Origin of the sequence: Sphingobacterium spiritivorum ATCC 33861, from assembly GCF_000143765.1 — a bacterium.
GTDB classification, from domain to species: domain Bacteria; phylum Bacteroidota; class Bacteroidia; order Sphingobacteriales; family Sphingobacteriaceae; genus Sphingobacterium; species Sphingobacterium spiritivorum.
Window position 1 is genome coordinate 328607 of record NZ_GL379770.1, and the last position, 24988, is coordinate 353594.

27 protein-coding genes and 1 tRNA gene are annotated in these 24988 nt (G+C 41.2%); 19 read left to right on the plus strand and 9 right to left on the minus strand.

The features are described from left to right. Positions 1–109 precede the first annotated feature (109 nt). Together HMPREF0766_RS01645 and HMPREF0766_RS01650 are read left to right on the plus strand one after the other, a co-directional pair. Positions 110–1441 (plus strand): sensor histidine kinase, encoded by a 1332-nt coding sequence (locus tag HMPREF0766_RS01645; RefSeq protein ID WP_002993118.1) that lies wholly within the window; start codon positions 110–112, stop codon positions 1439–1441. Beyond that, entirely contained in the window at positions 1431–2108 is a 678-nt protein-coding gene (locus HMPREF0766_RS01650; RefSeq protein WP_002993119.1) for a response regulator transcription factor, read from the plus strand. The genes HMPREF0766_RS01645 and HMPREF0766_RS01650 overlap by 11 nt, the downstream gene beginning before the upstream one ends. A 9-nt stretch (positions 2109–2117) precedes the next feature. Here the strand turns inward: HMPREF0766_RS01650 and HMPREF0766_RS01655 are convergent, their stop codons facing one another. The 4 genes from HMPREF0766_RS01655 to HMPREF0766_RS01670 all read right to left on the minus strand — a co-directional run bounded on the left by HMPREF0766_RS01655 (position 2118) and on the right by HMPREF0766_RS01670 (position 5116). After that, positions 2118–2687, minus strand: coding sequence for a hypothetical protein (locus HMPREF0766_RS01655; RefSeq protein WP_002993120.1), 570 nt, complete (start codon positions 2685–2687; stop codon positions 2118–2120). 103 nt (positions 2688–2790) lie between these two features. Further along, complete coding sequence (locus tag HMPREF0766_RS01660; protein WP_002993121.1) at positions 2791–3345, minus strand: NifU family protein; 555 nt, start codon at positions 3343–3345, stop codon at positions 2791–2793. Between the two features lie 74 nt (positions 3346–3419). Next, a complete protein-coding gene (gene purB, locus HMPREF0766_RS01665; protein ID WP_002993122.1) occupies positions 3420–4769 on the minus strand; it encodes an adenylosuccinate lyase in 1350 nt (449 codons plus the stop codon). A 128-nt stretch (positions 4770–4897) separates the two neighbouring features. Then, on the minus strand, positions 4898–5116 hold the full coding sequence (locus HMPREF0766_RS01670) for a hypothetical protein (protein ID WP_002993125.1): 219 nt from the start codon (positions 5114–5116) through the stop codon (positions 4898–4900). 571 nt (positions 5117–5687) lie between these two features. Here HMPREF0766_RS01670 and HMPREF0766_RS01675 point away from each other — a divergent pair. Both HMPREF0766_RS01675 and HMPREF0766_RS01680 read left to right on the plus strand, forming a co-directional pair. Continuing rightward, positions 5688–7040, plus strand: coding sequence for an acyl-CoA dehydrogenase family protein (locus HMPREF0766_RS01675; RefSeq protein WP_002993127.1), 1353 nt, complete (start codon positions 5688–5690; stop codon positions 7038–7040). Positions 7041–7119: 79 nt separating this feature from the next. Then, positions 7120–7902, plus strand: a complete 783-nt coding sequence (locus HMPREF0766_RS01680) for a M48 family metallopeptidase (protein ID WP_236590565.1) — start codon at positions 7120–7122, stop codon at positions 7900–7902. Between the two features lie 77 nt (positions 7903–7979). Here the strand turns inward: HMPREF0766_RS01680 and yidC are convergent, their stop codons facing one another. The 4 genes from yidC to HMPREF0766_RS01700 form a co-directional block, all read right to left on the minus strand. Then, entirely contained in the window at positions 7980–9803 is a 1824-nt protein-coding gene (yidC, locus tag HMPREF0766_RS01685; protein WP_002993130.1) for a membrane protein insertase YidC, read from the minus strand. Positions 9804–9843: 40 nt separating this feature from the next. Beyond that, a complete protein-coding gene (gene pyrG / locus HMPREF0766_RS01690) occupies positions 9844–11463 on the minus strand; it encodes a CTP synthase (RefSeq protein WP_037459839.1) in 1620 nt (539 codons plus the stop codon). Between the two features lie 227 nt (positions 11464–11690). Beyond that, positions 11691–12776, minus strand: coding sequence for a family 10 glycosylhydrolase (locus HMPREF0766_RS01695; RefSeq protein ID WP_002993132.1), 1086 nt, complete (start codon positions 12774–12776; stop codon positions 11691–11693). A 5-nt stretch (positions 12777–12781) separates the two neighbouring features. Further along, the gene (locus HMPREF0766_RS01700; RefSeq protein ID WP_236590564.1) at positions 12782–13882 is read right to left on the minus strand and encodes a carbohydrate-binding family 9-like protein; all 1101 of its coding nucleotides are present in this window, start codon (positions 13880–13882) and stop codon (positions 12782–12784) included. A gap of 161 nt (positions 13883–14043) precedes the next feature. Here HMPREF0766_RS01700 and HMPREF0766_RS01705 point away from each other — a divergent pair, with 161 nt between their 5' ends. Then, on the plus strand, positions 14044–15033 hold the full coding sequence (locus HMPREF0766_RS01705; RefSeq protein ID WP_002993134.1) for a potassium channel beta subunit family protein: 990 nt from the start codon (positions 14044–14046) through the stop codon (positions 15031–15033). A 77-nt stretch (positions 15034–15110) separates the two neighbouring features. On the opposite strand, the gene rplS is transcribed toward HMPREF0766_RS01705, so the two are convergent. After that, positions 15111–15458, minus strand: coding sequence for a 50S ribosomal protein L19 (gene rplS / locus HMPREF0766_RS01710; RefSeq protein WP_002993135.1), 348 nt, complete (start codon positions 15456–15458; stop codon positions 15111–15113). Between the two features lie 280 nt (positions 15459–15738). On the opposite strand from rplS, the gene HMPREF0766_RS01715 reads away from it, so the two are divergent. From HMPREF0766_RS01715 to HMPREF0766_RS01780, 14 genes are all read left to right on the plus strand, one after another. Beyond that, positions 15739–15812 (plus strand) — tRNA-Pro (locus HMPREF0766_RS01715). A 297-nt stretch (positions 15813–16109) separates the two neighbouring features. After that, on the plus strand, positions 16110–17345 hold the full coding sequence (locus HMPREF0766_RS01720) for a site-specific integrase (RefSeq protein ID WP_037459845.1): 1236 nt from the start codon (positions 16110–16112) through the stop codon (positions 17343–17345). A 219-nt stretch (positions 17346–17564) separates the two neighbouring features. After that, positions 17565–17840: a helix-turn-helix domain-containing protein gene (locus tag HMPREF0766_RS01725; RefSeq protein ID WP_002993139.1), complete on the plus strand. Its 276-nt coding sequence runs from the start codon at positions 17565–17567 to the stop codon at positions 17838–17840. Positions 17841–18499: 659 nt separating this feature from the next. Further along, positions 18500–18892, plus strand: a complete 393-nt coding sequence (locus HMPREF0766_RS01730; RefSeq protein ID WP_002993142.1) for a single-stranded DNA-binding protein — start codon at positions 18500–18502, stop codon at positions 18890–18892. 43 nt (positions 18893–18935) lie between these two features. After that, on the plus strand, positions 18936–20009 hold the full coding sequence (locus tag HMPREF0766_RS01735) for a DUF932 domain-containing protein (RefSeq protein WP_002993143.1): 1074 nt from the start codon (positions 18936–18938) through the stop codon (positions 20007–20009). A gap of 52 nt (positions 20010–20061) precedes the next feature. After that, a complete protein-coding gene (locus HMPREF0766_RS01740) occupies positions 20062–20259 on the plus strand; it encodes a hypothetical protein (protein WP_002993144.1) in 198 nt (65 codons plus the stop codon). A gap of 25 nt (positions 20260–20284) precedes the next feature. Next, entirely contained in the window at positions 20285–20623 is a 339-nt protein-coding gene (locus HMPREF0766_RS01745) for a hypothetical protein (protein ID WP_002993145.1), read from the plus strand. Between the two features lie 18 nt (positions 20624–20641). Further along, positions 20642–20866: a hypothetical protein gene (locus HMPREF0766_RS01750; protein WP_002993146.1), complete on the plus strand. Its 225-nt coding sequence runs from the start codon at positions 20642–20644 to the stop codon at positions 20864–20866. After that, positions 20866–21063: a hypothetical protein gene (locus tag HMPREF0766_RS01755; protein ID WP_002993148.1), complete on the plus strand. Its 198-nt coding sequence runs from the start codon at positions 20866–20868 to the stop codon at positions 21061–21063. The genes HMPREF0766_RS01750 and HMPREF0766_RS01755 overlap by 1 nt, the downstream gene beginning before the upstream one ends. 11 nt (positions 21064–21074) lie before the next feature. After that, entirely contained in the window at positions 21075–21683 is a 609-nt protein-coding gene (locus HMPREF0766_RS01760; protein WP_002993149.1) for a PRTRC system protein E, read from the plus strand. Positions 21684–21701: 18 nt separating this feature from the next. After that, entirely contained in the window at positions 21702–21920 is a 219-nt protein-coding gene (locus tag HMPREF0766_RS01765; protein ID WP_002993150.1) for a PRTRC system protein C, read from the plus strand. A gap of 17 nt (positions 21921–21937) precedes the next feature. Continuing rightward, positions 21938–23092, plus strand: coding sequence for a hypothetical protein (locus HMPREF0766_RS01770; RefSeq protein ID WP_002993151.1), 1155 nt, complete (start codon positions 21938–21940; stop codon positions 23090–23092). A gap of 10 nt (positions 23093–23102) precedes the next feature. Next, positions 23103–23816, plus strand: a complete 714-nt coding sequence (locus HMPREF0766_RS01775; protein ID WP_002993152.1) for a PRTRC system protein B — start codon at positions 23103–23105, stop codon at positions 23814–23816. After that, positions 23816–24622, plus strand: a complete 807-nt coding sequence (locus HMPREF0766_RS01780) for a PRTRC system ThiF family protein (protein WP_002993153.1) — start codon at positions 23816–23818, stop codon at positions 24620–24622. The genes HMPREF0766_RS01775 and HMPREF0766_RS01780 overlap by 1 nt, the downstream gene beginning before the upstream one ends. Positions 24623–24988 lie beyond the last annotated feature (366 nt).

Consider the following 24988-nt stretch of genomic DNA (forward strand, 5'->3'; position numbering starts at 1 on the left):
GTATCTGATAGGGCAAAAGTGTTTATTAGGTTTTACAGACTCGGTTAATGAAGCGTTAATGATGGGTTAAGGTCTGTTTAAGATCGGATCTACTGATTATATTTGTTTTATGAATGGGAAGCTTTCACGGTTAATTCTTACATTTTCAATACTTTTTATTGTGCTGGTCGGGATACAGGTCTATTTTATCTCCAATACATATCAGCTCAAGCGCAGAGAGATTATTGAGGATGTGAAGCAGAGTTTGTCCTCTCTGGAGGATGATGTGGATATCTTTGACAAGAGTCTGCTGAAGGATAATGAAGCACAGGAGGCTGTCTGGAAAGTGGAGAAAAAACAATGGACTGAAAGTGATTTGCGTAGCTTGTATGCACGTAAGGCTAAATCTGTGGAAGCGAAGCTGACACGGTATGTGGATAGTACTTTTGCAGAGAAGGGATATAAGGTCGGGGTGATGAAAGAATTCGTGAATGTGATTTCACGCAGTACTAATCGGCCCCTTATTCAGCATCCTCTTCTTATATACAAGACCAGTACACCGGTTTCAAAAAAATATCTGATGACATCCGGTAAATGGGAGACCAGTTATAACTCTACGACAACTACTGACGATAAAAAGACTAAGATATCCTCTCAAAGAAAATACAGCTATCATCTGGTACGTAAGACGTATTTTGAAATCAATAATCTGAAATGGGTCGTTTTTAAAGACTTGTTGTTTTTGATTATCACATCTTTATTGATTCTGACAGCGGTATTGATTTTATTCTATCTGACCTACAAAAATCTATTGCGTCAGCGAAAACAGATTGATGTGCTTCATGATATGATGGACAATATTTCACATGAACTCAAAACGCCTATTGCTACACTCAAAATCGCATCAAAAACACTGGCGCACAATACCGACTCGCAAGTTGTACAGGTCATCGGACGTCAGGTCGATCGCCTTGAAAATATGTTGCAGCCGATTATGCAGCAGGAGAGGAGGGATGAATTGACATATTGGACAATAGCTGATGCGAAGGCTTTTGTGAGTGATTTTCAGTTGGCACATCCGATGATTACATTAGAGGTGGAGCAGCTGTTTGATCATGATCTTAAGTTGGATAAATATGATATCGAAACTATTCTGACCAATCTTTTGAATAACAGTATAAAATATGGTGCGAAGTCTGTATCCTTATCTTTTGAGCTAAACGAAGGGCTGGTCAAAATTGTTGTAAAAGATGACGGAGTTGGGATTGACAAACTAGAGCAGCCTTATATTTTTGAGAAGTTTTACCGTATCCAGAAAGACAATATACATGATACCAAAGGGTTGGGGTTGGGATTGTATATTGTCAAGCAGATTGTCAGTAAGTATAAAGGAGAGGTGACTGTCTTGAGTGAACTTAGCAAAGGTGCGGCATTCCGTATATCATTACCTTATGAAGTATAATATTTTATTAGTCGAGGATGATGAGGATTTTGGCTTTATGCTGAAACAGTATCTGGAACTTTCCGGTCTGGAAGTAAGGCTCATTGCCCATCCACAGGAGGCAGAGGCATTGCTGGATCAGGATTTTACCTTTCATCTGGCTATTCTGGATGTAATGATGCCCTATATGAGTGGCTTTACACTGGCACAAAAAATTCTTAGCCGGTATCCGGGATTTCCGTTTATCTTTCTGACCGCGAAGGATCAGAAGATAGATAAGCTTACAGGGCTCAAGATCGGGGCGGATGATTATATTACCAAGCCTTGCGATCCGGAAGAACTTGTGCTGCGTATTCAGAATATTGTCCGTCGCAGTCAGCCGGTATTGCCTGTAGCTGAAGTCAAAATAGGAACTTATGTATTTGACCGGTCTAATTTTCTGTTGATCCATCCGCAGGAAACTTTCCGGCTGACTGAACGCGAGGTCAATCTGCTCTCGTATCTATGGAGTCAGAACAGACAATTGGTGACGCGTGAGCAGATACTGGAGCAGGTCTGGGGAACTACCGATTTTTTTACAGGGAGAAGTATGGATGTATTTATCAGCCGATTGCGAAAGTATCTGAGTCATGATCCCGGATTACAGATTAACTCTGTGCGGGGAATAGGCTTTGATGTCAGGTTATAAGCTTTATAATCATTCCTCTTTATCCAGATTTTGCCAGTAAGCCATTACCTTATCTTTGACCAGTGCAGGTAACTGATCAAAATTAGCTGAAAAATAATCCTTCTGATAGCTGTCAGCCGCTTTTGCTTCTATTGTATAGAACTGTTTTTTATGGAACAGTAACAGAATGACAGCATGTTGCTGATCGATATTGTTAGCTGCATTTTTGGAGAAGATAAACAGGCTTTCGGGATAATGATCTTTGTCACTGTCAAAGAATGCTTTCCGGTTGGACCAGGTCATCAGGATTTCATTGGGGAAGCAAAAGTCCTTCTTACTTTGTAGGATCCATTTATCATTCTCTTTCAGGAATTCTTCAGCATACAGAGAATCTTTATCGGTTCCTTTTTCATTTTTTGAAAAAATATACATGCGGGCAGGACCGTTTGTTTCTACAGCATCTGCCATCATAATACGTGTTCCGCTGTAAGGGATTCTGTTGCGGTCGATATTGTCTTTGTTTACAGCAATAAGGCTTACCTGGGCCTGTAGCAGCGATCCGGTAAACAGAAATAATAGGATTGTCAGGTAATTTTTCATTATACTGAGCGGTTATTTACATAGTGGCCATCTAAAGATAGTATAAAAAAACGGGAGTATTGTGTTATACTCCCGTTTTCTATATTTTACGCTATACGTCTTATTACATGGCTTCAGCAACTACTTCTTCTACTTCAGGTACCATTCTTTTCAGAAGGCCTTCAATACCTGATTTCAGCGTAATGGTAGAAGACGGGCAGCCACTGCAGGATCCGCGCAATTCTACGGTTACAATTCCGTTATCAAATGATTTGTAGTGAATAGCTCCGCCATCCTGTTCCACTGCAGGACGTACATAGTCGTGCAATACCTGCTGGATCTTGACTTCTACTTCTGTTCCTTCAAAATTAGTATCCTCATCGTGATGAACTTCTTTTACAGCCAGTTCGGACTCTACCGCTCCTTTTACAAAATCTTTGAGGATAGCTTCAATATCACTCCATTCCACATCGTCCGATTTGGTGATGGTCACGAAGTTACTTGCGAAAAATACACCGGTTACAAAGTTGAACTTGAAGAGTTCAAATGCAAATGGTGATTCCTGGGCTTTCTCTTTATTCGGGTAATCCAGACTTCCGTTGATCAATAATTTATTGACCAGAAACTTCATGGTTGCCGGGTTAGGAGTGCTTTCTGTATATACGTTTATGGTTGCCATAGTTTTCTCTCTAGTTATATGATGACAAATATAGGAGTTTTACTTATGCCTGCCCGTCATCAAAGCGTCAAAGGTTACAGTTCTACTCCTGTATAGTTAGATGGCGAAATCGCTTTTAACTCAGTTTTTACAGCTTCACTGACATTGAGGTTCTCTACAAATACAGCAATGGTGTCTTGTGTTACGTGTGTATTTGTACGTGTGAGATCTTTCAGTGCTTCGTATGGCTGCGGATATCCTTCACGGCGAAGTACTGTCTGTATAGCCTCTGCTACTACTGCCCAGTTGTTGTTGAGATCATCCTGTAACGCTTTCTCATTTAAGATCAGTTTACGTAAACCTCTCAATGTAGATTTGATTGCGATAAGGGTGTGTGCAAACGGAACTCCGATATTACGTAATACTGTAGAGTCTGTCAGATCGCGTTGCAGACGTGAAATCGGGAGTTTCGCTGCCAGATGTTCAAAGATGGCATTAGCCATACCCAGATTACCTTCCGCATTTTCAAAGTCAATAGGATTTACTTTATGAGGCATAGCCGATGAACCAATCTGTCCGGCGGTAATCTTTTGTTTAAAATACTCCATCGAAATATATGTCCAGATATCTCTGCACAGATCGATGATGATATTATTGATACGTTTCAGCGCATCGCAGCTTGCAGCAAAATTGTCGTAATGCTCAATCTGCGTAGTGGTCTGTGAACGGTCTAATCCTAATATGTTGTTTACAAAATTATTTCCGAAGTCCACCCAGTTTTGGTTAGGATAAGCGATCTGGTGTGCGTTGAAATTACCGGTAGCTCCTCCGAACTTAGCAGAATACGGCACCGCATTCAATAACTGAAGTTGTTTTTCTATACGCTCTACAAATACTTTGATCTCTTTTCCCAATTTGGTAGGAGAGGCCGGCTGTCCGTGTGTACGTGCCAGCATCGGAATAGCTGTCCATTCGTTGGATAGGGCTGTCAGTTCATTTACCAATTCCTGAATAGCAGGAGTATAGCTTTTCTCGATTGCTTCTTTCCATGAATATGGAATGGCCGTATTATTAATATCCTGAGAAGTCAGTCCAAAGTGTATAAACTCAAGAGAATCGTGCAGACCGAACTGCTCGAATTTGTCTTTAATAAAGTATTCTACAGCTTTGACGTCATGGTTAGTGATCTTTTCTTTATCCTTGATCCACTGTGCATCTTCTGGTGTGAAGTTGAGGTATAATGCTCTTAATTTTTCATTTAAAGATCCGTCAAAATGTTGTAACTGTGGAATGCCGGAACCCGTCAATGCAATAAAGTATTCGATTTCTACCAGTACACGGTATTTGATCAGTGCAAATTCAGAAAAATATGCAGATAGTTCGTTGGTAGCATTATAGTAACGGCCGTCTACAGGAGACACCGCTGTTAGAGAAGATAAAGCCATGTTTGTCAATTTATTTTGACAAAAATAGCAAAACGAGCACGTATTCCCAATTTAGAGTGGTAAAAACAAAAAGACCGGTACAAATTTGTACCGGTCTTTAATGAGTTTTTTATACTCTCAATCGGAGATTAGTGAGCAGCTTTAACTGAATCAGCGATAGAATCACCTTTAGCTTTAACTGAATCAGCTACGTTGTTCAAAGAATCAGCGATAGAGTCAGTAGTAGCTTGGATTGAATCACCTAATGAATCTGCAGTTTCAGCAGTTTTAGTAGATGAGTTACCGCATGAAGCGAAAGCTAAAGTTAAAGCTAAACCTAAAAATCCGAATTTGAATAAGTTTTTCATTTTTAATTTTCTATTTTAATTGAAACAAATTTGTTTATTTAATCTTTAATACCCGTAACCTTAAAAGGTAACCCCGAATATTTAACTTTTTTTAATTTTTTATTTAAGTTGTTGTTTTTCAGTGTTTTAAAGTTTTAAAAAATATTATTTTTTTATTTTTAAAGAACCTTGAAAAGCAGATATTCGTTTAAATATGGCGCAAAGATGGGATAATAATATGACGTTGTCAAGACTTTTATTCTAATTGATGTGTTTATTTGTGCTATATTTATTTAATGTTCTTATAATCAGGTATTTATATTTTATCGTCTAAGTCCATAAAGCTGGCGGGGACGCCAACTGACGCAGCTTTTAATTGCTTGATTTACTTTGTTTTGAAAAGGAGCATGTGCTTTTGAGTACAGTGTTTGATTATTTTTTTCCAGAGCAAAGTCCATACAGTTGGCAGGGACGCCGACTAATGCTCTGGTTATTGTGTGGCAGACTGCGAAAAGTAGTCCTATTATTTTTCAATAATAAAAACTAAATTATAAGGCCCTTTGTTGTTAAAGAGGTTAAAACCGATACAGTTATGTTTGATAAAATAAAAAATATGATGGGCCTTATGAAGTCTGTCGATCTGGAACAAATTGAGAAAATATCAAAGAAGATAGATCTGAAACAGGTTATGGAGGCTATCTCTAAAATGGATGATAAGCAATTGCAGGCTGTAACCAAAATGCTGACCGGAGGTGGTAATAAGAAGAAGGAATTGCCACCTATAAACGGGGATTTTTATGATATTGACGCCAAATTAAGCCCTGAAGATCGTGCACTTCAGTTGAAGGTGCGCTCTTTTATGGAGACGGAGATCAAGCCAATCGTCAACAATTACTGGTTAAGAGATGAATTTCCTTTTGAGATCATTCCCAAGTTTGCGGCATTGAATATTGCCGGATATACCTATGAGGGATACGGCTGTGCCGGGGGAACTTCTCTTATGGAAGGTGTTGTTGCTGCTGAGATCGCTCGTGTAGATGCTTCTATTGCTACTTTTTTCGGAGTGCAGAGTGGTCTGGCTATGGGATCTATTTATATCTGTGGATCCGATGAGCAGAAACAGGAATGGCTGCCTAAGATGCAGAAGATGGAAGTGATCGGTGCTTTTGGCCTGACGGAGCCGGAAGTAGGTTCGGGAGCTGCAGGGGGGCTGACCACAACCTGCCAGAAGACAGAACAGGGCTGGGTACTCAACGGGCAGAAGAAGTGGATCGGTAATTCTACCTTTTCTGATATTACAATTGTGTGGGCCCGTGATCTGGATGACGGAGAAGTCAAAGGATTTATTGTACGGAAGGAGACACCCGGATTTGAAGTAGAGAAGATAAAGGGAAAAATGGCGCTGCGTATCGTACAGAATGGCTTGATTACGATGACAAACTGTGTGGTAGCAGAATCTGACCGTTTGCAGAATGCCAACTCTTTTAAAGATACAGCTAAGGTGTTGCAGATGACACGTGCAGGAGTGGCCTGGATGGCTGTAGGCTGCGCGCGTGGTGCATATGAAAATGCCCTGGACTATACCCGTCAGCGTAAGCAGTTCGGTAAACCTATCGCTGCATTTCAGCTTATTCAGAACCACCTGGTGGAAATGCTTTCCAATCTTACCGCGATGCAGACACTTGTATTCCGGTTGTCTGAATTACAGGATGCCGGACAGCTAAAAGATGAACATGCTTCTCTGGCAAAAGTCTTCTGTTCGCTGCGGACGCGCGATATCGTTTCCAAGGCCCGGGAAGTGATGGGAGGAAATGGTATTTTATTAGAATATAATGTGGCCCGCTTTCTGGCTGATGCTGAGGCTATTTATTCTTACGAAGGTACCAAAGAGATCAATTCTCTGATCGTCGGAAGAAGTATTACTGGCTTCAGTGCATTTGTTTAGCACGATAATTGTAACGGAAAAGTGATAATCTGAAATGCTGTACGGCATTTCAATGAATAGTTACTTTATATTATTAGTTATGATCAAAAAGATTTTATTAACCTCTTGTGCTGTGGCGTTGCTGTCATCAGTAAGTTATGGACAGTTTAAGCTGAATTCGAAGACTGTTGGTTCTGCGACTAAAGCGGTCAAAGCAGTAACCCTGAGCAACGAAGATGTTGTAAAATATACGAAAGAGTATATCGAGTGGATGGATGAGAACAATCCGGTGGCTCCGGATAATGATGAACTGGCTATCCGTTTGAAAAAACTGACTTCAGGATTGAACAATTACGATGGGCTTGACCTTAATTTTAAAGTATATCTGGTACGTGATGTGAATGCATTTGCCTGTGCTGATGGTAGTGTGAGGGTATGTGCGGGATTGATGCAGGTGATGACCGATGAGGAAGTCTTGAGTGTAATTGGTCATGAGATCGGTCACGTGAAGAATGAAGATTCTAAAGATGCATTCCGTACGGCTTTACTGACTTCGGCATTGAAGGACGGTGTATCTTCACAGGGAGGTACTGCAGCTGCGCTTTCTGAATCGCAACTGGGAGCTTTAAGTGAGCAGATCGCAAACTCAAGCTTTTCCCGTAAACAGGAATCTCTTGCTGATGACTATGGATACGAGTTCCTGAAAAAACAGAAATCCAATCCGTGGTATATGGCAAAGGCTTTTGAAAAACTGAATGAACTGTCAGGTGGTGAGAAGCAAAGTGCTACTCAGAAACTGATGTCTTCACATCCGGATACACCCAAGCGTGTAGAGACTATGTCTAAAAAGGCGGAAAAAGAAGGCTTCAAAAAACCTGAATAACAGGAATTATCCGTTATAAAAAAAGTGGCGGCTTCTATATGGAAGCCGCCACTTTTTTTATGATCAGAACTGAAGTTCTATTTTTTGTTTTTCTGTGCCTGTTGTTGTCTCATCATTTCTTCCATTTTAGATTGGAAAGATGATTTTTTCTTTTCAGACTCCGGTCTCTTTTTATTCTCTTCGATTTTCGCCAGAATTTTATCATCATCTACGAATGAACGAATCAATAATTGCGTCAGGAATGTAAATACCGCACCTAAGAAGTAGTAGTAGTTAAGACCTGCCGGGAAGCTGTTCAGGACGAAGAAGAAGATCAGCGGCATAAAGTATCCGATATATTTCATCTGTCCGGTCGCTCCGGATGTTGCATTATTGTACCAGGTAGTCAGTAGGGTCGTCAATGTCATGAGCACACACATTAAAGAGACGTGATCGATACCGAAGATTGCCGGGAACGTGATTGGCGAATCGTAGGTTGACAAATCTTTTACCCACAGGAAGCTTTCTCCTCTTAATTCGAACAGATTCGGGAAGAAGTAGAAAAAGGCAATGGTAAACGGCATCTGCAGTACCAGTGGTAAACATCCTCCGAGTGGATTTACGCCGGCCTGTTTATACAGTTTCATCTGCTCCTGTTGTAGCAATACGGCATTATCCTCGCCTACTTTGGCTTTTATTTCATCCAGTTGAGGCTTCAATACACGCATTTTGGCCATAGACTGGTATGACTTGTACGTCAGCGGGAATAAGACACCTTTTAACAGGATGGTCAGAATCAGGATAACGATACCATAACTCATGTGGAAGCCATCCAGGAAGTTGAATACCGGAACCGTGATCCACTGGTTGATCCAGCGCATCGGGCCCCAGCCCATGTTGATGATACTGTTTGAACCGTCGTTCTGTGCTTTCAGAATATTGTATTTGTTCGGACCAAAGAAGAAATTAAAAGAATATTGATTGTCCTTTTGGTTTGAAAAATCAAGTTTCGCTTTAGCACTGTATAATTTTACGATATCAGCTTCAGCAGCGGTTTTCACATCCAGATCCGCAGAAGCAAAGCCTGTCTTGCTGGTCAGGATACTTGAAAAATAATGTTGCTTGAATGCGATCCATGTTAATCGTTTGTCCAGCTGATCATCATCATCACCGGATTCTTTTAAGTGATCTACATTGTTTTCTGCAGTTTTGTAATAGATAGAGGACTTATCACGCTCTCCTTTTATATTTTTCTCTTTCTGGTACAATACAGCTCCCCAGTCCAGAAGGATTGTTTTTTGATCCTGAGGGATCAGGTTCTGTAAACCTACCGCATTGACATCCAGCCCCAGGTTGTAATCATCGCCTTTCAATGTATAGGTATACTCGATGTATTGCGCATCATTATAGCTCAGTCTGAATTTCACTGTCTTTGAATCTCCTTTGCTTACCGATACATCTGCATCTGTCGTCTGGAAATTAAGATTGTTGGTAGAGATATTCTGACCGGCAGCGTTGAACATCAGACCAAATCTGTTGTTATTCCCGTCAAACAGGATTAACGGAGATCCGTCGAAGTTCTTTTCGTTTTTCAGCTCAACAGATTTTACACGACCACCTTTAGAGGTAATCTTTGCAATGATCTTTTCATTTTGCAGGGTGATTATTTTTTCTTCACCGTATTTGGCAGCTCCGAAAGGTTTTTTCAGTTCGGCTGAATCTACCTGATTGGTATTAACAGCAGTTTTTGCCGGATTTTTTGTTGTGTCAGCTACCGGAGGTAAGCCTTCTTTGACTCTTTTCAGCGAGTCTTGCAGTCTTTGTTCTTGTTTAATCTCCGATTCTGAGGGTTTCATTAAATAAAATGATCCACCTAAGATGGCGAAGATCAGGATTAAACCAATTAGGGTATTTCTATCCATCTTTAATTATTAATTTCTATTCAATATTATCCGCAACCATTTATTTTGTTGCCTTCGCTTTTTTGCCTGCCAAAGAAGCGGCTACAAAGCTAACAAAAAGTGGGTGAGGATTTGCAACAGTTGACTTTAATTCTGGATGAAATTGTCCGGCTACGAAAAATGGATGGTTTTTCAGCTCGACTATTTCTACAAGACCTGTCTTCGGATTAAAGCCTGAAGCGATCATACCGGCTTTTTCGTATTGCTCCAGATACGCATTATTGAATTCGTAACGGTGACGATGTCTTTCTGATATTTTTGCTTTTCCGTAGATACCGAATGCTTTTGTTCCTTTTTTGATTTCACAGTCATATGCACCTAACCTCATGGTTCCACCCATGTTTTTGATGTTTTTCTGTTCTTCCATCAGGTTGATCACCGGATAAGGCGTGCTTTCGTCCATTTCAAAGCTGTTGGCTCCTTTCAGACCCAATACATTGCGTCCGAACTCAATCACTGAGCATTGCATACCCAGACATATTCCGAAGAAAGGAATGTTGTTTTCTCTCACATACTGGATCGTTGTCAGCTTACCTTCCAGTCCGCGTTCTCCGAATCCCGGAGCGACTAATACGCCATCCATAGCTTTTAGTTTGTCCTTCACATTTTCAGGAGCAACACTTTCAGCTGCGATGTAGTGTACTTTTACTTTGCATTCATTGCTTGCTCCGGCATGGATAAAGGCTTCCGAAATGGATTTGTATGCGTCCGGCAATTCTATATATTTACCTACCAGTGCAATATTTACTTCGTTTGTAGGATTTTTCAGTTTACCAAGGAATGTTTTCCAGTTCGTCAGATCCGGTTCATTTTTGGTGGAAAGCTTCAATTTGGTCAATACCGTTTTGTCCAGCTGTTCTTTCAGCATCAACAACGGCACATCGTAGATTGTAGATGCGTCGATAGATTCGACTACGGCATTGATATTTACATTACAGAACAGCGCCAGTTTCTTACGGATATCCTGAGAAAGAGTATGTTCTGTACGGCATACCAGAATATCAGGTTGTACCCCATATTCCAGCAATGTTTTTACCGAGTGTTGTGTTGGTTTTGTTTTGAGCTCACCCGCTGCTGCAAGGTAAGGTACCAGTGTCAGGTGGATGACCAGAGAATCATTATTGCCCAATTCCCATCTTAACTGACGTACAGCTTCAATAAACGGTAGCGATTCGATATCACCTACTGTTCCGCCCAGCTCTGTGATCACGATATCGTATTCACCGGTTTCACCCAGCAGTTGCATACGACGTTTGATCTCATCCGTGATATGCGGGATTACCTGTACGGTTTTACCCAGATAGGCGCCTTCACGTTCTTTTTGAATGACATGCTGATATATTCTACCAGTCGTGACGTTGTTAGCCTGAGAAGTTGCTACATTCAGAAAACGCTCGTAGTGTCCGAGGTCAAGATCTGTTTCTGCACCGTCTTCGGTAACATAACATTCTCCATGTTCATACGGATTCAATGTTCCCGGATCGATGTTAATGTAAGGATCAAATTTCTGGATGGTAACCTTATAGCCACGTGCCTGGAGAAGCTTGGCAAGAGAAGCTGCAATAATGCCTTTCCCTAACGACGAAGTAACGCCGCCCGTAACAAAAATATATTTAGTCATAGCAATTTTGGATTTCGAACTAAAAAATATGGGGGGATTGGTCCCCATTCATCAGCTTTATGTACGGGATACAAAGATAGAAATTTTTTCTGGATGTCGTGTTTTTTCCGGCCTGAAAAAGTAAAATGTTTCAGCAATCTCCGGAAAATGAAAAATGGCTATTAAACCTGTAGGCTATATCTCCTTCCACCGATGAGATTAGCCTACAGGTCTTTGATGGGAATATATTACCCGAATTTTATTTTTTTAATGGCTTTCAGAACGTCTGCATTAATTTCGGATTCACCGAATAAGGATACGCCGGCAGCACCGTTTTCTTTCGCCAGCTGAATAGCGGTTTCCAGTTCGTGTACATCTTTGAAATCGGGTAAATAGAGACCTGCATACAGCGGAAACTTTTTATGCAGTGTATTCACTCCTTCTGATACGGCTTCCCCGATCCAGGATACCGGTTCCCTGTAAAATCCGTGATAGATCATCGGAAATACAGCCGACAGGTTCCAGTTGGTCCAGTCCTGACGCACGATGCGTTTGGCCAGGTCCGGGGTAGGGAATACCGCTGCAGTCAGGGGTTTATGGTATTCCTTAGCGACTTCAGCAATACGGTTTACGACATTATTGATTTGTCGGTAACGAAAGCTGCGCCAGGAGAGGCTTTGTGTCGGATATTCCAGTTTATCGATGTCGATTCCTGTTTCTTTTCTGAAAGCATCTTTGCTGAATTTGCTGTAACAGAAGTCATAGTCCGGCAGTTCGCTGCTTTGATCCAGTTTGTAGTTTTGCCACAGGTTGACCGGTAGCACCACATCCGGATAGCGGATATAGTCCAGGTGCAGACCGTCTACATCTTTCTTCTCCAGCTGCTCTCTGGCTTTGTCTTCCAGGTATTTAGGGACATCCGGATGCGAGGGGCAGAGGAAGCGGTAGTAATTGACGTAAGCAGGGTCTGTAGCACAGGATTTCCCTGATCTGGACACTGCGTACCACTCGGGATGAGCCTGCAGTAACTCTTTCTCTCCTCTGTTCATGGTCCACATCCAGCGGTGGGTCTGTAGTCCCTGCTCTTTCGCTATTGCAAAATGTTTTTCTGAATAATTCTCGAAAAGCAGTCCGACTACTCCTGCATCTTTCCACGATTTGTATCTTTCTTTTAACGTTGCGGAGCTATCTTTTTCATTGGGTCTCACCCAAAACCAGTAGTCAAAACTGAAAGAGTGCTGCGGGGATATTCCGGCGATCACATCTGCAGGTTTGAGACTTAGCGCTGCAACACTTCCGGCAGCCAGTTTTAAAAAATTTCTTCTGTTACTCATGAGGTTTATGGATTAGTATCAAAATTTCCCTTGCTGTCTACTGTAGCAGTCTGTCTGGGATTGGACTTGCTGCGCAGGAGCAGGCTATAATAGTTTTTTTGCGAATTCGTCAACAGTTCAACGTCATAGGTTTTCAGATACGGCTGAATATGGGTCGTATAGGAGGGCAGATGACTTAGTTTGGACGTATAGACCTTATTCTTGTCAAAATACAGTTTTTGTAAATAATGGATGTTCCAGCTCAATTTGGATATCGCATAATAAGGAGGTAGTTCCGGTACGGTATCCTGCTGTTCGGTTACAAACTGGATATAGCCCCAGCGTTCCGGATAATGCATATTGATGACTCCTATCGGAGACCATACCCAGTTGTCTTCTTCTATGCGTTTATTGTTTTTTAATTTTCTGCTGTATTTTCCGTTCTGGATTTCATGCTGCCACTGCACACGTGAGAAGTTGATCTGCCAGTAGTCTTTTGGCTTAGGGGCATTGCCCGGTCCGTATGCGCGTAAAGATTCAAACGGAATAGCCATTTCTACAGCCCAGTACTTATCTGTATCATCCGGATTATTGACTGTTCCTTCGTTATGAACAGCCGAACGCAATCCTTTAACATCCCAGTGAACGAGTGCATTTCCGCCAAAACGGTACGGTTTGGATAGCAACAGGTCAAAGATGGTATTGAGTACATTCACTTCTATCTCATAATATTCACTTTGGTGTATATTCGGTTTGATAAAAATCTCAAAGTCATTGTTGTGGTATATAATGTCATCATGTTTCTCCAGATTTCCCCATATATGCGGCTCTTCCATCTGTGCATATACATAGAGGTATTCGTCATCCCAGAGCATCTTGACCTGTGTCTTGTATGCCGGATCCGGAAGTTGCTTCCCCTGTATATCGACAAAGAGATTTGTCCAGGCTGTATTCTGCCAGTCCTGTTCAGTGGCTTTCCCGTCAATTTCTATCGGCTTGCCGGTCTTTACTACGGCGTAGGTCTGAGGTATGCTTTGCAAGGCCTCGAACTGGGCTATATTTTGTTGACCCTGAGAAGGGGAAACCAGCAGCAGTGTACAGATTGTCGATAGCAGGATGTTTTTCATGTATAGGGCTAATATAAATGCTGAAGTTAAAGTAAATTGTTTTAGCAACGAAATTCTGACCATTCTGTAAAAGAAATGTTGCAACGAAATTTTAGAATTCCTGTTCTTAAATATCAGTCTGAAAGTATACCTTTAGTACGTATATAAATTAGATAGTTTTTATGGAATATAGAAGAATGGGAAAGACGGGGCTCCAGCTGAGTGTGCTTTCCTTCGGATCCTGGGTGACTTTTGCCCGTCAGACGGATGATCAGCAGAACGATCGCCTTATGTCTCTGGCTTATGATGCCGGGATTAATTTTTTTGATAATGCAGAGGTTTATTCCAACGGTTTGTCGGAGGAGATGATGGGACGTATCCTGAAGCAGAAGGACTGGGACCGCTCCTCTTATGTGGTATCCAGCAAGGCTTTTTTTGGCTGGAAGGGTGCGGATAAAAAGCCTAATCAGCATGGATTGAGCCGCAAGCATCTTACAGAAGCCTGCCATGAGGCGTTGACACGTCTGCAGGTGGAGTATCTGGATTTGTATTATTGCCATCGTCCGGATAAGAATGTGCCGGTTGAAGAGGTGGTACGTACCATGAATACGCTGATTCAGCAGGGTAAGATTCTGTATTGGGGTACGAGTGAATGGTCTGCAGCGGAGATAGTGGAAGCGCATGCTGCTGCAGGTAGACTGGGACTGGAAGCTCCTGCTGTCGAACAACCGGAGTATAACCTGTTTAACCGTCAGAAGATGGAGGCAGATTACCTGACTATCTTTAAGAATCTGGGTATGGGTACGACGATCTGGAGTCCGCTGGCTTCGGGTTTGCTAACCGGAAAGTATAATAACGGTATACCGGAAGATTCGCGGCTGGCACTGGAAGGATATGGCTGGCTTAAAGATAGAGCGCTGGCGCAGGATAAACTGAACAGGGTAGAGGAGTTGGGTAAACTGGCGGTGCAGCTGGGTGTATCGTTGCCTACACTGGCGATTGCCTGGTGTGTGCGCAATCCAAATGTAACTACAGCTATCTTAGGTGCAACCAAAGAGAGTCAGTTGCTGGAAAATCTGAAAGCACTGGAGGTATTGCCGTTACTGACACCGGAGGTGTTAACGCAGATCAACGATATTATGCAGACGAAGCCTTTTGTATCCGAATATTAATCCGGGTACAGTAAAGTAAACATAAAAAAGGCTTTGAAGTATTTTCAAAGCCTTTTTTATGTTCGTTGAGTAAATAATTATACTCGTCTTGTTTTGATACGAGCAGCTTTACCAGTACGATCGCGTAAATAAAATAATTTCGCACGACGAACTTTACCGTAGCTATTTACTACAATTTGGTCAATGTTAGGGGAATTTACAGGGAAAATACGCTCAACACCAATACCGTTAGAGATTTTACGTACGGTGAAAGTTGCATTAGTACCTTCGCTGTTTAATTGGATCACCACACCTTGGTACACTTGCACACGCTCTTTGTTTCCTTCGCGAATTTTATAATGAACGCTGATGGTATCTCCTGCTTTGAAAGCGGGAATTTCGTTTTTCGTAACCGCTTGTTCTTCTACAAATTTTACTAAATCCATGATTTCGAGTAATTAATAACGATTTTGTCCTGTAAAAATCGGAATGCAATATTACAGCTTTTTTTTCAATTTCAAAAATACTTTTTTCAAAAAGTTGAGTTCTTGTATTTCGGATGCAAAAGTACACAATTTTGCGGGTATTGTATAAGATGTAAATAATATTTAATAAAGTTCGTTATGAGTGGGTTACAGATATATTTGGCAGAGAAGTCAAAAAATATTTGACAAAATGGTTTTTCGCCGTATATTTGTGCCACACAAAACAAAGGTGATACCTTTTCGGGGTGTAGCGTAGCCCGGTATCGCGCCACATTTGGGATGTGGAGGTCGTAGGTTCGAATCCTGCCACCCCGACAACACTTACACTAAGTAAGGTCAAAAACCCTCAAATTCTATGAATTTGAGGGTTTTTTGTTTTATATTATATCAGGAAACCCCAATAAATATCAATCTAAATGTGAGTTAAACGGTGAGTCTTTTTAAGTTTTATATTTACTCACCGGATAGCTTATAAATAATTGTAAATCATTTATTTACAACATTTATTTTGATGCTATTTATTATTGTTTGACTTCTTTACTGCATCATATCCAATAGTTGGATTGAGAGAACTGCACTAAAGTGTATCAGTTGAACATAAAATAAATGGATATGAAGAGTAAAAACACTTTTGGGATTCAATTCGTGTTACGGTTGCCCAAGAACAAGAAAGACGAAATGGCCACTGTTTATGCAAGGATTACAGTAAACGGCCGTAGAACTGAAATTTCCCTAAAAAGCAAAGTATCGATCAACAATTGGGACGAAGTAAAAGGAAGAGCAAAAGGAAAACGCCAAGAAATCGTAAAGCTGAACAGCCACATGGAGCAGGTACGCTCCCTTATTTTCGATTGTTATCACCAGTTGGTGCAGCAAAATAAAACCGTTACCATTGAAGCGGTTAAATCTGTCTACCTAGGCGAGGACATAGAGGAAACAATGACTCTTCTAAAGCTAGTGGAATACCATAAACAAGTGGCAGTAAGTAAACTTGCCCCCGGTACCATGAAAAATTATTATACCACCGAAACCTATATTCAAAAATTTATAAAACAAAAATATGGAAAAAAAGACATACCGTTGGATGAACTGAACTATCGGTTCATTTTGGATTTTGAAAACTTCCTTAATGACTACAAACCTAAAGATCATCATAAGCCCATAAATAATAATGGGGTGATGAAACATATGGAACGTTTGCGGAAGATGGTCAATTTGGCTGTTACGATGGATTGGCTGGTTAGGGATCCATTTGCCAAATACAAACTTCGGTTTGAAAAGGTAGAAAGAGGCCATTTGTCAAAAGAGGAGCTAACTGTTTTGCTTAATAAATCCTTTTCAATAGAGCGTCTGCAATCCGTGTCGGACATGTTCATTTTTAGTTGCTATACAGGTCTTGCTTACATCGACATTTTTAACCTGACCCCCGAAAATATTTCAAAAGGAATCGACGGAAAAGATTGGTTGACGACAAAAAGACAAAAGACCGATACAACGGTTCGAGTTCCTTTGCTGCCCGAGGCTTCAGATCTTCTTAAGAAGTACAGAGGGCATCCGGTAGCTGAGGCGAATGGAACGATCTTCCCTGTCATATCCAACCAGCGAATGAACGGTTATTTAAAAGAGATCGCAGAAATTTGCGGCATCAATAAAAATTTAACGTTCCATCTCGCAAGGCATACTTTTGCTACAACGGTGACATTAAGCAATGGTGTGCCAATTGAATCGGTGAGTAAAATGCTTGGCCATACATCTATACGTACCACCCAAATTTATGCTAAGGTGTTGGAACATAAGCTAAGTGAGGATATGCACAAGTTAGAGGTTAGAATGGCTTCCCAGGATTAGATACTTCTAGATCATTATTGAAATGAAACGAGGTAAGGTTGTAATTTTAATGGATGCAATACTATATGTGTGCCTTTGGACGCCAAATGCAACCACTGACTGCCATGTTGATCAAATTCGTAGATACTTTTGGTTCATTTGTATCCGTAAAGACAGAAAAGACCATAAATCAATTCTGTTCTAGAGGAGAGAATTTAGAAACATTAAAAAGCAGCGCAAATGAAAGTAGAACTTATCACTAAAGAAGACTTAGATAGCTTTAAAAAGGAACTTCTTGAAGAAATCAGGAGAAATAGACCACATCCGAGAAAAGCCGAAAAGGAGCCTCGGGAATGGCTCAAGAGTTACGAGATCCGAGAATTATTGGGGATTTCAGCGGGGACACTCCAAAACCTTCGGCTAAACGGAACGTTACCGTTCACGAAAATCGGTGGATTGATGTATTATCGGTATGAAGATATCCGGAAACTAATGGATGGTGTTGATGGGAGTTAGGGATTAAAATATTAAAAAATAAATGATATCAAGCAGGATTTGACGATCCTGCTTTTTTTTTGCCGGTACTTTTTGCAGCCAAAGCACATTTACCTCCCATAGCAATATCCTCGCAGTAAAAGAGCTTTCCGGCTATTTCTGAAACAGAAATTTTTAAAAAAAACCTCTCCGCTATTCCCATTTTCAGATATTTTTAAAATCCCTGTTCTGTGGTTTTGAGAACCACACCTTAAGAAAACATTTATCAATCCGACGAATTGGAAGTATTATTTCAATTCAAAACAGACCATTTTCTAATGCAATTTTCTCGGCTTCCACATTTCTTTTATTCAAAGAAGCCTGTATGCACTATTGTCCCATTTCAAGAGCAAAGGTATTTCCGTGTTCTTAACACCGCCAAAAGGTCAAGCAAGTTTGAAAAAAAATCTCCACCCGCTGGGTAGTATTTATTTTTCAAAACCTTGTGTCGGCTAAACACGAACCTTTTATGCTCGTGAAACGAAACATAGCATACTCCGGCTCTTTGGACGAATAAAAAAAATGTCAGTTATGAAAATTATAAGCATTAAAAATGGTAATGAAACGAAACAGCACCTCCTCTCATTACCGAATAAATCAGAAAAATTAAATCAAATATCAATCACTAAAAATCAGCGAAAATGAACATCACAGGCAGACTGACAAGAAATGCGGAAGTACGCACATTGTCGAACGAAAAACAGGTGGTAAACTTTTCAGTAGCGGTAAACGACAGCTACCGTAACAAACAGGGCGAACGAGTAGAGCAAACCACCTACTTCGATTGTGCCTACTGGATAACTCCAAACGTGGCAAGGCTACTGACAAAAGGCACTTTGGTAGAACTCACAGGGCGTGTAAGTCCGAGAGCGTGGGTAAACAAAGACGGAGAACCAAGAGCAGGACTTAATTTCCATACCTCACAAATCAAATTGCACGGAGGTAGCAATAGAGCCGAAACCGTACAGGTTACTGCAAAAGCAGAAAACAACAGCATTGCAGGAATATCAACCGAGGACGACCTCCCATTTTAACAACGAATATTCAATCGTTTTTCAACATCAAAATTTTAGCATTATGGCACATAACATCAATTACAACGAGAAAACAGGACGTTATTCATTCTTTAGCGTTCAGCAAAAAGCGTGGCACGGTCTGGGGCAAATCGTAGAGCAGTACCCCACAAGCGAGGAAGCTATCCGACACGCAGGGTTAGATTACGAGGTAGTCAAATCCCCTCTGTTTACCAAAGGTTCGGGCATTACCGAAACCGCAGACGGTATCGAGATAGGCAGTAACGAACTGGAAGTACCTAACTGTTTCGCCAACATACGCACCGATAACAATGCCGTATTGGGCGTAGTGGGTAAAGATTACCACATCGTACAAAACCGTGAAGCGTTCAGTTTCTTTGATGCTATCGTAGGAGGTGGCGAGGGTATTCTGTACGAAACCGCAGGGGCATTGGGCAAAGGCGAACGCATTTTTATCACAGCCAAATTGCCCGACTATATCCGTGTAGGCAATGGCGATGATGTTACGGAAAAATACATCTTCCTTACCACAAGCCACGACGGAAGCGGAAGTATTACCGCAGCGTTTACGCCTATCCGTATCGTTTGCCAAAACACCCTTAACGCTTCATTGCGGAATATGACCAATGTAGTCCGTATCAAGCACACATCGGGAGCAAAACAGCGTATCGAGAATGCACATAGGATAATGGGGTTAGCCAACACATTGAGCGACCAGCTACAGGGTATTTTCAATGACTGGACAACGATAAGGGCAACAGACCAAGAGGTCAGAAAGCTAATCCAATTGGCACTATGCCCGAACAAAGAAACCCTTGAGCTCATCAAAAAAGGTGCTGAAGACGAAATATCAACAATGTTTAAAAATGCCGTGAACGATGCGTTTGCCTATGCAATGACGAGTGATACGCAACAAATGGACACTACAAAAGGCACATTGTTCGGAGCATACAATGCTGTTACAGGCTACTTCCAAAATGTACGCAATTACAGGGATGACGAAGCCAAGTTACAGAGTATTGTATTGGGTGGAACGGCTCAAATGAAAGGACAAAAAGCATTTGACCTATGTACAGCCTTTGCGACAGACGGTGCGGAAATCCTAAACCTCAATTAGATAATCACAGGCTACCGCCACAATCGGTGGTAGCCTGTTAAAAATAAGTTTTATGAAAGCGATAACAATAGAGGAAGCCAAAAATTTGGCGAGAGCCAAGAGCCTTGAAAAGAAGCACAAAGGCGAAAGCGTATTTATCATTTACTGCAATCGTACAGAGCATTTCTATATAGACACGAACGGTTTAGTACGCCTTTGGGAAAAATTACACGGCTACTATGTAAATGGGGTTTATGCCACCGAAGATTAACGCATAACATTCAAAAGCAGTTACAATGGAAACGAACGCCATAGCGATAAAATTTGTCAGCCACGAAGTACCCGAATTGGAAACGCTGAAAACCTCAAAGGTCTATCAGCTAAGGGAAAAACTGAACAAGGGCGAGAAGCTAAGCCGAGCCGAGAAAAATTGGATTGCGGAAGCGGTAAACCGAAACGCCTTTTTTAACGGGGCAGTTCCCCTAATGGGTTATCGGTTTGGGTTTGATGATATTCTAAAAACCTATGTAGTGAAGCAGTACGACAGTTGGCAGGAATACAGCGCACCCGACAAAACGAGCCTACGGAGTATAATCTATGGCAGGATTGACCAAATAGCAGAAATCAGTCATTAACACTTAAAGCAATCAAAGATGGAAACAACAGATAGAATTACCAAAGAAACAGACCTTGAAAAGTTTTGCAGGGAGCGATTTAAGCACTTGACCAATGCACAGCTTGTGGCAAGGGTAAACGGTCTTCCCGATTTTGGTTGGGATGATGAGGGCGTGGAACTGCGAAGAAGGCATAGGGTATCAAACGGTGCGTTTGACTATGCCTTTAATCATAACACGATGGTAATCCTAAAAGACGATTAATGATGTACGTAACAGATTTAAACGGTTGCCAAATCGAAGTAACGGATTTAAAGGAAGCCATAAAAATAGCAGGGCGGTACAAAGAATACCGCCACGAGGACGAGCGTTTTTCCGAGTTCGACAAGAGGCAAAAAGCCTATTGGGCGGATATGTACGAGAAACTTACAGCCATCAAAGAACAAGTAACAACACATTAAAACTCACAGCAATGAACACAAATTTTTTCAATCAAGTACAGCAGTTGGATTTTACAGGAATATTGCAACTGAACATTTCTAAGGGGATAGAAAACAAACTAATCGTAACAGTATTGCTCAACAATGAGCAATGCGGAGATAGTGCGAAAAACCTCATTCCCCCATTGATTTTTAACGCCACTTCGCAGGAGTTTGACGAGGGATTTTTTGAGCAGATAAACGCACCAATTAAAGCCATATCGGGTTTAATGGTGGATATGGAAGCCTTTATGAAGCAAATGGAAACCGTCAAACTGCAATCCGAAATGGAGAAGCAGAAAACCGAGAAAGCCAAAAAGGAAAAAGAAACCAAAGACAAGAAGTACAAAGACGGTATGGCAAAGGTGGACGAGTTGGAGAAAGAGGGCAAGTTCCGTGAAGCGTGGATGAAAGTACCCGACATTACGGAGTTTCCCGAAAAAGCGGACGAGATACGCAAACGCAAAACGTCATTGTCCGACAAGTTCGGGACACCGAGCCTTTTTGGTGGAGTAACGGAGGAGCAACCCGAACCGCCAAAAACGGAGGAGGTTGCTACCTATTGCCCAATAAATACAACAAACGAAGAAGTAGAATATTAACAATTAAAAACGAACATTATGTTATTAGCAACAGTATTACCGAGAATTTTCATACTCAAAGATAAAGGACAGGATATTCCATTGACTGACCCCGAACCACGTTGGAGCGTGGAAGCCGTAATGAATTTCTATGCAAATTCTTATCCGATACTGACCACTGCCAAAGTATCTGCCCCTGTTATCCGTGACGATACAATACAGTACCGATTTGAGAGTGTAATGGGAACGAAAGGTTAAATCAAAAATCAAAAAAAATGAATTATGCAACGCAATATCATATCGGGCATCATCAAAACCCTACAGCAACCGAAACAGAAGACTTTGCACAAACAGTTGGGCGAGTTCGCAGATTGGATGCAAAGACCAAAGAACGCAGACGAAATAAGAAAAGACAAAATGAAATCGGTACCGATAACGGTACTACCAATGGTTTTCTAAAATGCTCATTTCTGCCTAAACTGCAAGAAGCACAAACCGTACAGGCTTGTGGAAAATCGGAAAAGACGGAAAGGGATTTTTATCAGTCCCTTTCCAAATTGGCAGGGCATTACTGTATACAACCTATGCAGTCCAGGCAGTACGGCTATCCCTACAATATCGCTTTAGCTTTGGATTCCACAGAGGAACAGTTAAGAAAGAAGTTTCGTGATTGGGAAGAACTCCGTTTGATACAGGATAGTAAGAAAACGTATTTCGTAAGTGAAGAACGGTACAGTACAGGTGCAACCCTGTATTACATTCCCGTAGTGCCATTGTACCGACTATCTAAGCATCCCAATCGCAAGCAAGCCGTACAGCTATTGCAATCCGTGTGTGCGTACCTATACCACATTGCAGATGTTCCTTACTATCGACAGGAAAACAGTTATCTGTATTGGATGTATGAAATGGTAACAGAGTGGATTGTAAGCGATGACGAGAATGAGGACACGACAACGTATTTAAGCGAGATTAGGCAATCAGAACAGATAGGCGAACGTATGGAGCAGAAAATTTACAACAAGCACAATTTGAGCCGATTTGCAGTCCGTTTAAACTCCTTTAAAATCAAAGACAGCTTTGACCAAGATTGCTACAAACTGGCAAGTGAAGCCTTTGCCTTGTATGAACAATACCCGAATGCTACCATAAACCGTAATGCCCTGCCAAGCGGAGAAGCAAGCGAAGAAGATATGGAAAATAGTATAGGTGTGGAAAAGTACGTTTCGTTCTGTGCCGATGCAAAAGGTATTTTGTTTCAAACACTTTTTGAGAGCGTGAACACCGAGTTGCAAGAATACGGACAAATGGAAGAACCCACCATTGTGAAAAGGTTTGATGGTAGTGATATTACTGCAAATACCCTTGAATTTGAAAACCGTGTTTTTGCCTTAATTGAGGAATTGATATACATACTGAATAACTTTTAGATACTCTAAAATGAAAGATATAACACAAAACTTTGGAACGCTTTACCACCCTTTATCGGCTTTGGTTTTTTACCAAACCAAAGGAAGTAATAGAACCACCTATGTAGAGCATTTTGATATGGATAGGAACGGTAATCCAATCAACGCCCATCCTTTGACCGAGAGAGAAGCTAAAGAATTGGCAAAAGCACTCAATACGGAAAAGGAAAAGAGCAAGGCATTTTTAAAATCTAACGGCATTCTGCCTACCAACGTCCTGCACATTAATCCGAGTGAAAACGGTACGGTACTTTGGTACACCAAAGCACGAAAAGTCAAAATGTTCTTTACTGAAAGTCTTGAAATACCAAACGGTACGGCGAAAGTACCTGCAATGCTTTGGTATGCAAGCAAACAGAGCCTTATTGTTTTCGCCCTAGAAAAAGACCGAAGACCTACCGAGAATACCGTATTATTTCACGCACCATTTTTCAATATTTACGAGGACGGACACGTATGTATGGGAACTGTAGATATCAATATCAAAAATTCTGCTTCGGTTGAAGAATTTATGCAAGCGTGGGAAAGCTACTTTTTTAACAGCTATTTCAGTCACTTGGTAAACGAACACAACCCCATAAAAGGAAATTGTGTAAGCCTTTGGAAAGACCTCATCGGCACAGACAAAGCCTTTCCTAAAGATATATTGAAAAAGACAAACAAGACCATAAAAACGATATTGTAATGAGCAAAGAAATTTTAAAAGTCCATTTTACGGACAGCGATTTGATAAATCCTACCAATCCCATAACGGTAAACGTAATCGGTGCAGGTGGTACAGGCTCAAAAGTAATGACTGCCTTGCTTGAGATGAACCACAGCCTAAACGAGTTAGGACACGCAGGGTTGTTTATTCGTCTTTGGGATGATGATGTAATTACCCAAGCCAATTTAGGAAGACAGCGTTTTGCAGAAAGTGAGGTCGGTTTGTACAAATCTGTTGCTATCATTAACCGTATAAATCGCTTCTCAGGTACGAACTGGAAAGCGGAAGCAAGGAAATTTGAAAAAGACAATAGCGACAGTTTCCCCGAAAATGCAGGAGCAAGTATTTATATTTCCTGTGTGGATAGCGTAAAAGCAAGATTTGAAATTGCGGAAATATTAAGTGAATTGAGCAATGGAAGACCCTATTCCAACCGCCCACGTTATTGGTTGGACTTCGGCAACAGTCAACATACAGGACAAGTTTTACTATCTACCATAGGAAAAATTCGCCAACCCAATTCAGAGAAATATGAAACGGTGGCAAGCCTGCCAATGGTTACGGATGAATTTGGCGAACTGCTTAAACAATCCGAACTGGAAGACGATACACCGAGCTGTTCCCTTGCCGAAGCGTTGGAAAAGCAGGACTTGTATATCAATTCCTCATTGGTTCAGATGGGTTGTTCACTGTTATGGGGTATGTTTAAAAATGGTTTGACACCATACAGGGGATTTTTTCACAACCTGAAAGATTTCCGAACCCATCCTATAAAAGTCGCCTGATTGGAAAATCGGGCGGCAAAAAGACACTCCCTCCCGATGGTCGGGACAGTCTTTTTGCATAAATCGGAGCAACCTCTTTGGCAAAATGGGATGCCTACCCACCATTCATTCCGGCACATTTTACCAAACAGGTTGCGACATTATTTGAGGGATGTTCATTATCCCTTTTGTTGTTTTAGGGAACTTCTTTTCTTGCCACATTGGCGACCAAAGAAAAGAAGCAAAAGAACGCCGCATTATTTACCGCCACACAGTTATTAATTTTATCAGATAATTACCTTGAAGAGCCACAATAACTGGTTAATAATATATTGCCTGCTCAATGCGATTAATAGTTAAAGGAATAACGTATATTTGACATTATTT